Origin of the sequence: Youngimonas ophiurae (nom. illeg.), from assembly GCF_049803795.1 — a bacterium.
Classification (GTDB): Bacteria; Pseudomonadota; Alphaproteobacteria; order Rhodobacterales; family Rhodobacteraceae; genus Thalassobius.
Genome location: NZ_JBNAGJ010000001.1, coordinates 670438 through 682641, shown reverse-complemented (window position 1 = coordinate 682641; position 12204 = coordinate 670438). Strand labels below are relative to the sequence as shown.

Annotated in this window: 12 protein-coding genes; all 12 read right to left on the bottom strand. The window is 60.7% G+C overall.

What is annotated here, in order from left to right; genetic code table 11:
- Position 1 precedes the first annotated feature (1 nt).
- On the bottom strand, positions 2-385 hold the full coding sequence (locus ACP15O_RS03570) for an NADH:ubiquinone oxidoreductase subunit NDUFA12 (protein WP_425094664.1): 384 nt from the start codon (positions 383-385) through the stop codon (positions 2-4).
- Between the two features lie 112 nt (positions 386-497).
- A complete protein-coding gene (locus ACP15O_RS03565) occupies positions 498-857 on the bottom strand; it encodes a RidA family protein (RefSeq protein WP_425094663.1) in 360 nt (119 codons plus the stop codon).
- Positions 858-968: 111 nt separating this feature from the next.
- Positions 969-2234 carry an ATP-dependent Clp protease ATP-binding subunit ClpX gene (clpX, locus tag ACP15O_RS03560; RefSeq protein WP_425094662.1) on the bottom strand — a complete coding sequence of 422 codons (1266 nt, stop codon included), beginning with the start codon at positions 2232-2234 and terminating at the stop codon, positions 969-971.
- A gap of 117 nt (positions 2235-2351) precedes the next feature.
- Positions 2352-2984 carry an ATP-dependent Clp protease proteolytic subunit gene (locus ACP15O_RS03555; protein ID WP_425094661.1) on the bottom strand — a complete coding sequence of 211 codons (633 nt, stop codon included), beginning with the start codon at positions 2982-2984 and terminating at the stop codon, positions 2352-2354.
- Between the two features lie 177 nt (positions 2985-3161).
- Entirely contained in the window at positions 3162-4385 is a 1224-nt protein-coding gene (hemA, locus tag ACP15O_RS03550) for a 5-aminolevulinate synthase (protein WP_425094660.1), read from the bottom strand.
- Positions 4386-4461: 76 nt separating this feature from the next.
- On the bottom strand, positions 4462-5730 hold the full coding sequence (locus ACP15O_RS03545; RefSeq protein ID WP_425094659.1) for an FCSD flavin-binding domain-containing protein: 1269 nt from the start codon (positions 5728-5730) through the stop codon (positions 4462-4464).
- A gap of 24 nt (positions 5731-5754) precedes the next feature.
- Positions 5755-6465 carry a c-type cytochrome gene (locus ACP15O_RS03540; RefSeq protein ID WP_425094658.1) on the bottom strand — a complete coding sequence of 237 codons (711 nt, stop codon included), beginning with the start codon at positions 6463-6465 and terminating at the stop codon, positions 5755-5757.
- Between the two features lie 220 nt (positions 6466-6685).
- A complete protein-coding gene (locus tag ACP15O_RS03535) occupies positions 6686-7774 on the bottom strand; it encodes a c-type cytochrome (RefSeq protein WP_425094657.1) in 1089 nt (362 codons plus the stop codon).
- Positions 7758-9032, bottom strand: a complete 1275-nt coding sequence (gene soxC, locus ACP15O_RS03530; protein WP_425094656.1) for a sulfite dehydrogenase — start codon at positions 9030-9032, stop codon at positions 7758-7760. The genes ACP15O_RS03535 and soxC overlap by 17 nt, the downstream gene beginning before the upstream one ends.
- 79 nt (positions 9033-9111) lie before the next feature.
- Positions 9112-10809: a thiosulfohydrolase SoxB gene (soxB, locus tag ACP15O_RS03525; protein ID WP_425094655.1), complete on the bottom strand. Its 1698-nt coding sequence runs from the start codon at positions 10807-10809 to the stop codon at positions 9112-9114.
- 139 nt (positions 10810-10948) lie between these two features.
- Positions 10949-11803 (bottom strand): sulfur oxidation c-type cytochrome SoxA, encoded by an 855-nt coding sequence (gene soxA / locus ACP15O_RS03520; RefSeq protein ID WP_425094654.1) that lies wholly within the window; start codon positions 11801-11803, stop codon positions 10949-10951.
- A gap of 64 nt (positions 11804-11867) precedes the next feature.
- The gene (soxZ, locus tag ACP15O_RS03515) at positions 11868-12197 is read right to left on the bottom strand and encodes a thiosulfate oxidation carrier complex protein SoxZ (protein ID WP_425094653.1); all 330 of its coding nucleotides are present in this window, start codon (positions 12195-12197) and stop codon (positions 11868-11870) included.
- Between the last annotated feature and the right edge of the window lie 7 nt (positions 12198-12204).

Genomic DNA, 12204 nt, shown 5'->3' with positions numbered 1-12204 from the left:
TTTATTCGGGCTGCCAGGCCTCGTAATCGGCACGCTCATCCGGCTGCGCACGCCGGATCGACCCCGTGGGCGCATAGGCCAGCGCCGAGCCGGTCAGGTTTTCCTGATGCGGTTTTTCCCAGTCCTTATGGACCAGAGGTTTGTCGCTGGGCGCGTCCTTGAACGTGTGGTGCAGCCAGCCATGCCAATCGGGGCTGATGCGGCTGGCCTCGACCTCGCCATTGAACATGACCCAACGCTTTTTACCATCGACGCTGCGATAGAAAACATTGCCCTGCTCGTCCTCGCCGACCTTCACGCCTTTGCGCGCGGTGTACAGACGGGTGTTCAGGGTTCCGCCGTTCCACCAGGTGACAGCGCTGAGGATGGTGTTCAGAATACCCATGGGTCTCTCCAAAATGCCTGCCCCTGATATGGACCAAATTCTGCCGAAGGTCCAGTGGCAGGGCCCGGCGCGATGGCCCCAGTTGGGCAAGATTTCGCGCCGGGGGCAGGTTTTAACGCGCCAGAGCCGTGACCTCGATCTCGATCCGGAATTTAGGGTCGATCAGGTTGCATTCGATCATGGTTGCCGCCGGGGGATTTTCGCCGAAAGTTTCGGACAGAATCGGCCAGCAGTGTTCGAATTCCGCCGCGTCGGGCAGGTAGTAGTTCACCCGCACCACATCGGCCAGCGAGGCCCCTGCCTGCTCCAGCGCGCCCTTGATCGTGTCCAGCGCCGAGCGGCACTGATCCTGCACCGTGTCGCCCTGCCCCACGGTGCCCGCCACATGGACGAACCCGCCCGCGACAACCGCGCGGCAATAGCCGATCTTGGCTTCGAACTCACCGCCGGAATGAATGCGTTTGATGGTCATGTTTGCTCTCCTTATCTTACTTCTCCGATACGCCGCAGCGCCGGGCGGGGCAAGACGGCAAAAGGCCAGCGCCCCGATGGAACGCTGGCCTTTGCTTAAAACACGAACAGCTTAGCTGGCGCTCGCTTCCTCGGGCTGGCCTTCGGCGAAGATCATCAGCGGCTTGGCGGCCGAGGTTGCAGATTCTTCGTTCACGACCACCTCTTCGACATTTTCCATGCCGGGCAGATCGAACATCGTGTCCAGCAGGATTTCTTCGAGGATCGAGCGCAGCCCCCGCGCGCCGGTTTTACGTTCGATCGCGCGTTTGGCGATTGCGCCCAGGGCATCGTCGGTAAAGGTCAGTTGCACGTCTTCCAGTTCGAACAGGCGCTGGTATTGCTTGACCAGCGCGTTTTTCGGCTGGGTCAGAATGGTGACCAGCGCGTCCTGATCCAGATCCTCCAGCGTGGCGATCACGGGCAGACGGCCCACGAATTCCGGGATCAGGCCGAATTTCAGCAGATCCTCGGGTTCGAGGTTTTTAAAGGTCTCGCCCACGCCGGCATCGCTGTCATCACGCACATCCGCGCCAAAGCCCATGGCCGAGCCCTTGCCGCGCTGCTTGATGATCCGGTCCAGACCGGCAAAAGCGCCGCCGCAGATGAACAGGATATTCGTGGTGTCCACTTGCAGGAATTCCTGCTGCGGATGTTTGCGCCCACCCTGCGGGGGGACGCTGGCCACGGTGCCCTCCATCAGTTTCAGCAGCGCCTGCTGCACCCCCTCGCCCGAGACATCGCGGGTAATGGAGGGGTTTTCGGACTTGCGCGTGATCTTATCGACCTCGTCAATATAGACGATGCCACGCTGCGCGCGCTCTACATTATATTCGCTGGCCTGCAACAGTTTGAGGATGATGTTTTCCACATCCTCACCGACATAGCCTGCCTCGGTCAGGGTGGTGGCGTCGGCCATGGTGAAAGGCACGTCCAGAATCCGCGCCAGCGTCTGCGCCAGCAGGGTTTTGCCGCAGCCGGTGGGGCCGATCAGCAGGATGTTGGATTTGCTCAGCTCGATCTCGCCGGATTTCTGCGAGTGATTCAGCCGTTTGTAATGGTTATGCACCGCAACCGAGAGCACCCGTTTGGCCATCGCCTGCCCGATCACATAATCATCCAGCACATCGCAGATGTCGCGCGGCGTGGGCACGCCTTCGCTGGATTTCAGGCCCGCGCTTTTGGTTTCTTCGCGGATGATGTCCATGCAAAGCTCGACACATTCGTCGCAGATGAACACGGTCGGGCCGGCAATCAGCTTGCGGACCTCATGCTGGCTTTTGCCGCAGAAGCTGCAATACAGTGTATTCTTGCTGTCGCCGCCAGAGTTGTTCGCCATGGTCTCCCTTTCAGGCCTCGTCTTGCATCATCATTGGTCATCAAGCTTATGGCAGCCAGCGGGCGGCCACAATGTCAAAAACGCCCCGGAGTGCGTATGAAACCGGGGCGTGGGGGCTTATGCCTCGTCGCCAGCCGCTTTGGCACGGTTGGTCACGATCTCGTCGATCAGACCCCAGTCCTTTGCCTCTTCGGGCGACATGAAATTATCGCGCTCCAGCCCGGCCTCGACCTCGGCATAGGTGCGGCCGGTGTGCTTGACGTAAATCTCATTCAGGCGCTTTTTCAGTTTCAGCGTTTCCTCGGCGTGGATCATGATGTCCGTCGCCTGCCCCTGATACCCGCCCGAGGGCTGGTGCACCATCACACGGCTGTTGGGCAGGCTGAAACGCATCCCCGCCTCGCCCGCCGTCAGCAGCAGCGACCCCATCGAGGCCGCCTGCCCGATCACCAGCGTCGAAACCTTGGGTTTGATATACTGCATGGTGTCATAGATCGACAGGCCACTGGTCACAACGCCGCCGGGGCTGTTGATATACATGCTGATTTCTTTCGACGGATTTTCCGCCTCCAGGTGCAGCAGCTGAGCCACCACCAGGCTGGACATGCCATCGTGCACGGGCCCGTTCAGGAAGATGATCCGCTCCTTCAACAGGCGCGAAAAAATATCATAGGCACGTTCGCCCCGGCTGGTCTGTTCCACAACCATCGGAACCAGGGTGTTCATATATGTCTCAAATGGGTCTTTCATATCCGCTCGCCTGCTGTTGGTCCTGCACCTTTACGCACCTAGTGCTAACAGAGTCTTAGTGTTGCGCCGGGGGGGCTGCAAGGGCAATGCCCGCAATTAGTGCCCCGCCGCCCGAACCATGAAAAACCGAGGGCGCTTTGCGCACCCTCGGCCTGATCGTAAATCTGTTGGCAGAATCTACTGCGCGGCCATCGGACGGCGGGCCAGGTGGCATTCGGCCCACAGCGTTTCCAGCGCGCCCACCAGGCGGTCCATATCCTGCGCCGAATGCACCGGCGACGGGGTGATCCGCAGACGCTCGGTGCCCTTGGGGACGGTGGGATAGTTGATCGGCTGGATATAAATCCCGTGATCGGCCATCAGCCGGTCCGAGATGAATTTGCATTTCACCGGATCGCCCACCATCACCGGGATGATATGGCTGGGGTTCGGGATATGCGGGATGCCGATGGCGTCCAGACGGGTGCGCAGCTCGGCCACGCGATCCTGTTGGCCCTGGCGTTCTTCGGCCGAGCCTTTCAGATGCCGGATCGAGGCCACAGCCCCCGCGGCCACATGCGGCGGCAATGCGGTGGTAAAGATGAACCCGCTGGCGAAACTGCGAATGAAATCAACCAGTTCCCTGGACCCGGTGATATAGCCGCCAACCACACCGAACGCTTTGCCCAGCGTCCCCTCGATGATGTCGATGCGGTCCATCAGACCCTCACGTTCGGCCACGCCGCCCCCATGGGCCCCGTACATGCCCACCGCGTGGACCTCATCAATATAGGTCATCGCGTTGTATTTATCAGCCAGATCGCAGATCGCCTCGATCGGGGCGATGTCCCCGTCCATCGAGTAGACGGATTCAAAGGCGATCAGTTTCGGCTGCTCCGGCGGCAACGATTTCAGATGCGCCTCCAGATCCTCAAGATCGTTGTGTTTCCAGACAATCCGCTGCGCCTTGGAGTGGCGGATGCCCTCGATCATCGAGGCATGGTTCAGCGCGTCCGACAGGATCACCAGACCGGGGATTTTCGCGCCCAGCGTGCCCAGCGTGGCCCAGTTCGAAACATAGCCACTGGTGAACAGCAGCGCCGCCTCTTTGCCATGCAGGTCGGCCAGCTCGGCCTCCAGTTCTACGTGATCATGGGTGGTGCCGCTGATGTTGCGCGTCCCGCCTGCGCCCGCACCGCTGCGATCCAGCGCGGCGTGCATAGCCTTCAGAACCGAAGGATGCTGCCCCATGCCCAGATAGTCGTTCGAGCACCAGATCGTCACGTCCTTGGCCGCACCCTCATTACGGAAAGTCGCCTTGGGAAACGCGCCCAAGTGCCGTTCCAAATCGGCGAACACGCGATAGTTGCCTTCTTCGCGCAGCTTTGTGAGCGACTCGGTGAAAAATCCCTGGTAGTCCATGCCGTCTAGGTCTTCCTTCGTTCCTGTTCGTCGGTTTCCTGGCCCCCGAAGGGACCAGAAAAAGTGCGTTTGGCCCTTAGCCGAACATATCATTAGTGATACCAGCGTACCAGCCTACCGATTCCTCGTATGTAGCCTTACGCAGTGCGGCATCTTCGCCCGTATTGCTGATAAATCCGTCAACTTTGGCGATTTTCTCGTCCGTGGCCTGGTAGGACGCGCCCACCTTGATGCCATCATCCGTGTCGATCAATGACCAACAAGTATTAGAGAACTTCGCCGGGAACACCTTGGATCCGGTCAGCGCGCCGCGCACGGCCATGGCCGCAACCTTGGCCTGGCTGTTCGCCGAGAACCCCGATTTAGGCATATCCCCCTGGTTCGTCGCATCGCCCAGAACGTGAATGTTGGGGTCGATACGGCTTTGCATGGTGTGGCCCGACACAGGCGCCCAGTTGCCCTCGGTAATGCCCGCCATGTCGCAGATCCGGCCTGCCTTCATTGCGGGGATCACGTTGCAGGCATCCACCTTGGTGACCTCGCCATCAATGCTGACGGTCATCTCATCCGCGTTCACCTCGACCACGTCACCGCCGAAATCGGGACCGATCCATTCGATCATCCCGTCATAGTGGTTCGCCCAGCCTTCCTGGAACAGCGCCATTTTCGAGAATTTCGGCTTGGGATCAGCAATCAGGATTTTCGCCGTCGGGTTAATGTTTTTCAGCAGATGCGCGACCATGCTGACCCGTTCATACGGCCCAGGAGGGCAGCGATAGGGGTTCGGCGGCGCGATCATCGCATAGGTGCCGCCCTGGGGCATCGCCTCGATCTGAGCCTTCAGCAGCTCGGTCTGCGAGCCCGCCTTATAGGCATGAGGCATCTTGTTTTGCTTGGTCACGTCCCAGCCGGGCACCGCGCCATCCACGAAATCAATGCCGGGCGACAGGATCAGCCGGTCATAGGGCAGCTTGGCCCCGCCGGCCAGAGACACGGTTTTCGCGTCGTTATCAATGCCCACGGCCCAGTCATGCACCACGTTCACGCCATATTCGCTGGCCAGGGTGCCATAGCTGTGCCCGATCGAGCTGAGATCCCGAAAGCCGCCGATATAGAGGTTCGAGAAAAAGCAGGTGTAATACATCCGGCTGGGCTCTACCAAGGTCACGTCAATCGCGCCCTTGCTGTCCTTGGCCAGATAGCGCGCAGCCGTGGCCCCGCCGGCACCGCCGCCCACGATGACAACGCGTGGCTTACCGTGGCCATCCGCCCGAACGGCGGGCGCAGACAGAACCGCCGCAGCCGCAGCCCCTGTTCCGATAAAGGCTCTTCTATTGAGTGTCATAGTCTTCCTCCCCTATGATGGACCTTAGCCTTCAAGGTCCTTGAAATACGCGGCCAGGGCCGCAATCTCTTCGTCAGTCAGACGCCCCGCCATCATCTGCATCACCGGATGCGGGCGGATCTTGCGTTTATAGGCGTGCATGGCGATCACGAAATCCTCGGTCGGCCAATGGGTGATCGAGGGGATGCCCTCGTCCGCGCCGCTGCGCTGGTGGCAGGTGGTGCATTCGCTGGCCAGATACTCGCCATAGTCGGGATCGCCCACAATCGCCAGGATTTCCGCGGGCAGGTCTACCTCGGGGGGCACCTGGGTCGGCTGGGCCTCGGGGATATTGGCCGGATCGTCCGAGAACTGCCGCAGATAGGCCAGCACATCATGCCGGTCCTGCGCATCCTTCAGCCCGCGAAAGCTCATCCGTGTGCCGGTGACCAGCGCCTTGGGGTTTTCCAGATAGGCGTCCAGCTTGTCCAAAGACCAGACCAGCCCATCGGCCCCCGCACGGGTCAACCCCTTGGAATATTTGAAATCTTCGCTGACCGTCGCGGCTTTGCGCCCGAAGATGCCGTTCAGATGCGGGCCCACGCGATTCTTGGCGCCCTCGCCCACCTGATGGCACCCCGAGCATTTCCTGAAGATTTTCGCCCCGCGATCCGCATCCCCGATCTGATCGGCCAAAGCCCCCGATCCGCCTGCCACAAACCAAAGCCCAAAGGCCAGGGTCCAGTGTTTCAACATGCGCGTTCCTCCCGTCGCCTTACCACCATAAGAGGCAGCAGACCTGTCTGTCCATTCCTTCCGGGAGATCAAGGGCCAATAGGGTCAGTGCCGCCGAAACCGGCGCAGCAGACACCCGAAACAAATGCTGGATTGGCCTCCTCCCGGTCTGTCCAGCAATTGGACCATGCCCCTCAACATGGTCAGAAGGGGGCCGAAACCCGGCCCCCCTACCCGCCGCTTATTGCGACAGGGATTTCAGATATTCCGTGATCGCCACGATGTCTTTTTCCTTTTTCAGGCCGGCAAAGGACATCTTGGTTTTCTTCACGTATTTCTTGGGTTTGGCCAGGAACTCGGCCATGGTCTGCTCGTCCCAGACGGTGCCCTCTTCGCCCATGGCCACCATGGTTTTCGAGTATTTGAACCCGTCAATCGAGCCCAAGGTCCGCCCCATCACATCGTTCAGATGCGGGCCGGTCTTGTTCTTGGCCCCCTCGCCCACCTGGTGGCAGGCCTTGCACTTCTTAAAGACCTTTTCGCCCGCTTTCACCAGTTCAGGATCCAAAGCCGCAACAGCGGGTTCGGGTTCAGGCGCTGGGGCAGGTTCGGCGGCAGGCTCGGGGGCGGCAACCGGCTCGGCCTTGGCCTCTTCCATGGGGGCTGCCGACTCTTCGGCCTTGGCCTCTTCCGCACCCTCTTCTTCGGGGGTCACGTCCAGAACAGCGGCGCGCATGGTGATCTTCACCTCGCCGTCCTTACAGTTTTCCATGCAAGGCTCGGTCCAGAAATGCTTCTCGGTGGTTTCGCGGTCATCCACGATGAACCCACCGGCGTTGGGCATTTCCACGTCCAGGAAATTCTCGTTCGACAGAACGAAGTCATCCTCGACCAGGTAGTTCGAGTACAGGATATAGGCGGTGATCGCATAGACATCGTCATCGCTCATGGTTTGAGCGGCGCCAAACGGCATCGAGCGGCGGACGTAATCGTAAACGGTGGACAGGTACGGCCAGTAAGATCCCACGGTCTTCAGCGGGTCTTTGTCGGCCAGGCTGTCCTCGCCGCCAGCCAGCTTGGGCCAGTTGCCCGCGCCTTCGGCGAATTCCCCGTGACACACGGCACAGTTATCCACGAAGATCACTTCGCCATCTTCGACAGACCCCGAGCCCACCGGCAGGCCGGTGCCATCGGGCGCGATGTCATGATCCCAGGCCGCGATTTCCTCGGGCAGGGCCGGACGGCCCAGGCCCATCTTCTCGGCATAGGCCGGAACGGCGGTCATGGCGGCAATCGCCGAGCCGATCAACAGATTACGATACTTCGACATTCTCTGCCTCCCCGTCCGATTTGACCCACCAGGTCTGAATACAGTTGTTGTGGTAGATCGAGTTTTCACCGCGCACATCGCGCAGCATGTGTTTGGTCGGCTGAACGTATCCGGTGTCATCCATGCAGCGGCTTTGCAGCAGCATTTCCTCGCCGTTCCATTCGGTATCCAGATAGAACCGGGTCAGCGCCATGGGCTGGCCGGGGTTGGCCAGACGGGCGGTTTCCCAGGTCTTGCCACCGTCCTTGGACACGTCCACGCGGGTGATCGCGCCGCGGCCCGACCAGGCCAGGCCGGTGATGACCAGAGGGCCATGTCCGTGCTTGATCGGCGATTGGGGGCTGGGGCTGGTGACCACGGATTTCGCATCCATGACCCAGGTCCATTTGCGGCTGGTGCCGTCCTCCAGCGTGTCGGTGTATTTCGAGGTCTCCTCGCGGCTTTCGATGGCCTGATCGGTCACCTCGATGCGGCGGATCCACTTGACCCACATGTTGCCTTCCCAACCGGGAACGACCAGACGGGCAGGATAGCCGTGCTCTTTGCGCAGCGCCTCGCCGTTTGCTTTGAAGGCGATCATGCAGTCGTCCAGCGCCTTCTCCAGCGGGATCGAGCGCCCGTTCGAGGACGCATCCGCGCCTTCTACATAGACCCATTTGCCCTCGGGCTTCACGCCGGCCTCTTCCAGCAGCGCCCGCAGCGAGATGCCGGAATATTCCATGTTGTGGATCATCCCGTGGGTGAACTGCGCGCCGTTCAGCTGCGAGCCCGCCCATTCCATGCCGGTGTTGGCCGCGCATTCCAGGAAGAAGGTGCGGTTTTCACGCGGGAAGCGCTCCAGATCTTCGTAGGTGAACACCAGCGGCGTATCCACCAGGCCGTTGATCATCAGGCGGAAATCCTCCTTCTTCAGATCAATCGCCCCCGAGTGATGGCGTTCGAACGCGCAGCCCTGCGGGGTGATCGTGCCGTCCAGCGCGTGGATCGGCGTGAAGTTGATCGAGCTGATCGTGTCAGCCGTCAGCCATTCCACATTGCGGCGGATCACGTCGCCTTCGTGCTGAATGGGCAGGCCATAGGGGGTGGCGTCCACGCCATCGCCCAGGCCCATCGCCCATTCCTGTTTTTCGGTGATCAGCGGGTCCGGCGTTGCGGCGCCTGCGGCCCCTGCCCCGGCAACCGCGCCCGCCGTGGACGCCAGCGTACCCTTCAGGAACGCGCGCCGCGAGGGCTGTTTACCTTTGAAGCGGACTGTCATGTGTCTTTGCCTCCTTTGAAATTCTCAAATTCATCTGTGTGAATTGGTTGGGCGCGAAAACGCCCGTGGATGCGGGGGTTTAGGCCCCCACCACTTTCACGTTGTCATGCGGGGTCACGGTCACGGTGCCCATTTTCTTGATGTGGCTTTCGACCACGTCCCAGATCTGCGGGCCTTCGGTGCCTTCGTTGACGCTGGCCCAGCCGGCCACCTGATAGGTCTTGGCCGGGTCGATCATCTCGCCGGTTTTCAGCAGGGTCATGTCGCTGATCCGCTCACCCTGAGGCTTGCTGACGTCGATCTTGTAGCCCATGCCGCCGATGCGCACCATGTCGCCGCCCTGCTGATAATACGGGTCCGTATTGAACAGGTTATCGGCCACGTCTTCCATGATGACACCGATGAATTCACCCGTCATTTCAGTGCGATAAGCCTGACCGTAGGTCATCGAGGTGGCGTTCCAGATGTCCTCGCGGGTGATCTCCTGACCCGGCAGGATCGAGGGGCCCCAGCGCACGCCGGGCGACATGGCGATATCGGCCTCACGCTCGCTCAGCAGGGCGTCGCAGATCAGATCGTCCCAGGTGCCGTTGAAGTTGCCGCGGCGGTACAGCAGGCTGTCGGTCTTGCCGATCACCTCGGACATGGCGGCCTCATAGGGGGCGCGCTGTTCGTCGATGACGGCGGTCACGGCGGCGTCGGGTTCAATCACATCGCTGAAAATCGGGATCAGCTTATGGCGGAAGCCCATCATCCGGCCCTCGCGCACGTCCAGATCGACGCGGCTGACGAATTTCCCGTTCGAGCCCGAGGCAATGATGATCGTATCGCCCACCAGAACCGGCTCGGGCAGCGCGTCATGGGTGTGGCCCGACAGGATCACATCGATGCCCTGCACACGGCTGGCCATCTTCTTATCCACGTCGAACCCGTTATGCGACAACATCACCACCAGTTCAGCGCCCGCCGCGCGCACCTCTTCCACGACTTCCTGCATCCGCTCATCCCGGATCCCGAAGCTGTATTCAGGGAACATCCAGCGCGGGTTTGCAATCGGCATATAGGGGAAGGCCTGGCCGATCACGGCGATCTTCACGCCGCCACGCTCGAACATCTTATAGGGGGCGAAATCCTCGGCCGGTTCGTCCCATTCGGCATCGTAGATATTGGCCCCCAGCGCGGCAAAGGGCAGATCGGCGACGATCTCGCGCACACGCTCGCTGCCCAGGGTGAATTCCCAGTGGAAGGTCATCGCGTCGGGCTTCAGCGCGTTCATCACGTTGACCATATCCTGGCCTTCGGTGTGATAGCAGGTATACGAGCCGTGCCAGGTATCCCCGCCATCCAGCAGCAGCGCATCGGGGCGGTCGGCGCGGATCGCGTTGATCACGGTGGACACGCGGTCCAGCCCGCCGACCTTGCCGTAGGTCTGCGCAAGCGAGGAAAAATCATCATAGGTCAACGCATAGGCCGAGGCCGAGCCGTCATTGATGCCATACATCTTGCGGAAATCGGCACCGGTAACGTGGGGCACCTGCCCCTTGGCCGCGCCCACGCCCAGGTTGATCTCGGGCTCGCGGAAATAGATCGGCTTCAGCTGGGCGTGAATATCGGTGACGTGGATCAGCGACACATTGCCGAAAGTATCGAACTGCAACAGCTCGTCCTGGGTCAGTTTCTGCTGGGCGGCCAGGCGGGCCCAGTTACCAAACCCCGAGGCCCCATACATTGCGGATGCGGCCATACTTACCTGAAGGAAATCGCGGCGAGAGATCATAGCTCATAACTCCGAGCGGTTTGAGTGTTCCAATTCCCTTGGCGCGCATTGTCCAAGGGCTAGGCTATTTTAGCCTTTTGCGTCAATGTGTTGCGATTCTTGTGGGCCGGGGGCAGCGCGCCGCCCCCAGCGTTTTGTCTTAGTTCCGGACCGAGGGGCCTTCGACCGACAGGCCGTTGCCGCGGCTGGCGACATACAGTTCCAGAGCCACAAACTCGGGGCTGCCGGGGCTGTAGGTTTCGGCGCGGGTGTCGCGTACACAGCCTTTGAAACGCGCGTGAACCGAGTTCAGCTTGGCGTTTTTCAGACGGTAGGCCGGGAAGCCGTTGATCTGGCCCTGGCTCAGGTGGTCGGCGCGGATCATGTTGCCATAGTTATCTTCGTGGCAGTTGGCGCAGGACAGATCCAGCTGGCCGGTGCGGCTATAGTACATGTCCTTACCTTGCAGCCACATGGCCTCGGCCGGGCCGTCAATCGCAACATTGACGGGCATCCCGCGCGATTGCAGGCTGATCAGAGCGACCATGTTGGTCAGCTTACCGGAGGTGTATTTCAGCTTCTCAGCGCCCATACGGTTTTCGCGGCAGTCATTGACCTGCATTTCCAGCGTGCGGACCTCTTCGGCCCCGTCGTTCCACTTGGGATAGACGGCGCGCACGCCCTTCATGCTTTCTTCGGCATCGCCGTGGCAGGACGCGCAGGATTTACCTTCGGATCCTTCGACGGTTTCCCAGTCATCCAGCGCGGCCTCGACGGCCAGCATACCGGGGTTGTCGAAGTCATCCGCCTGCATCACCTGCGTGTTGTCCGAACGGAAATGCCAGCCCGACATGACCTCGTCCAGCGCGTCCGACAGATGCGCCGGCGCGGGGGCTTTGGTGACGATTTCCAGCTCTTCGTTGACCACCAGCTTGTCGTCATCCGCATCCGCGAATGCCACGGCCGGCAGGGGCAAGGTCAGTGCCGCAATCGCTGTCAGTTGCTTGAATTTCATCTAGCTTCCTCCCTGAAGCGACCCTGCCCCCACATGGGAAGCAAGGCGCTTTGTTTTCATTCGTTTAGGCGATCGCAACCTTCTTCGAGGTCTCATAGACCGATCCGTCATCATCGTACCAGGTGAACTTCAGCTCGCCTGCTTCGGGGATGGTGGCTTCGAATTCGAAGTAGGGGTTGGTCGAAATTGCGGGCTCCAGGGTCACGTCGATCACCGAGGTGCCGTTGAACTCGCAGGTGAAGCGGTTGATGATCGAACGCGGGATGACCGAGCCATCCTTGTTCTTGCGCTGACCCGATTCCATCTTGTGGCTGATCAGGGTTTTCAGCGTAACGGCTTCGCCAGCTGCGGCCTTTTTGGGGGCCTTGACGCGGGGTTTTACACCAGATGCCATTTTGTCT

What these genes read in the sequence shown, in the direction of transcription:
- ACP15O_RS03570 (WP_425094664.1), bottom strand. Translation starts at nt 385, where the DNA reads ATGGGTATTCTGAACACCATCCTCAGCGCTGTCACCTGGTGGAACGGC.
- ACP15O_RS03565 (WP_425094663.1), bottom strand. Translation starts at nt 857, where the DNA reads ATGACCATCAAACGCATTCATTCCGGCGGTGAGTTCGAAGCCAAGATC.
- clpX (WP_425094662.1), bottom strand. Translation starts at nt 2,234, where the DNA reads ATGGCGAACAACTCTGGCGGCGACAGCAAGAATACACTGTATTGCAGC.
- ACP15O_RS03555 (WP_425094661.1), bottom strand. Translation starts at nt 2,984, where the DNA reads ATGAAAGACCCATTTGAGACATATATGAACACCCTGGTTCCGATGGTT.
- hemA (WP_425094660.1), bottom strand. Translation starts at nt 4,385, where the DNA reads ATGGACTACCAGGGATTTTTCACCGAGTCGCTCACAAAGCTGCGCGAA.
- ACP15O_RS03545 (WP_425094659.1), bottom strand. Translation starts at nt 5,730, where the DNA reads ATGACACTCAATAGAAGAGCCTTTATCGGAACAGGGGCTGCGGCTGCG.
- ACP15O_RS03540 (WP_425094658.1), bottom strand. Translation starts at nt 6,465, where the DNA reads ATGTTGAAACACTGGACCCTGGCCTTTGGGCTTTGGTTTGTGGCAGGC.
- ACP15O_RS03535 (WP_425094657.1), bottom strand. Translation starts at nt 7,774, where the DNA reads ATGTCGAAGTATCGTAATCTGTTGATCGGCTCGGCGATTGCCGCCATG.
- soxC (WP_425094656.1), bottom strand. Translation starts at nt 9,032, where the DNA reads ATGACAGTCCGCTTCAAAGGTAAACAGCCCTCGCGGCGCGCGTTCCTG.
- soxB (WP_425094655.1), bottom strand. Translation starts at nt 10,809, where the DNA reads ATGATCTCTCGCCGCGATTTCCTTCAGGTAAGTATGGCCGCATCCGCA.
- soxA (WP_425094654.1), bottom strand. Translation starts at nt 11,803, where the DNA reads ATGAAATTCAAGCAACTGACAGCGATTGCGGCACTGACCTTGCCCCTG.
- soxZ (WP_425094653.1), bottom strand. Translation starts at nt 12,197, where the DNA reads ATGGCATCTGGTGTAAAACCCCGCGTCAAGGCCCCCAAAAAGGCCGCA.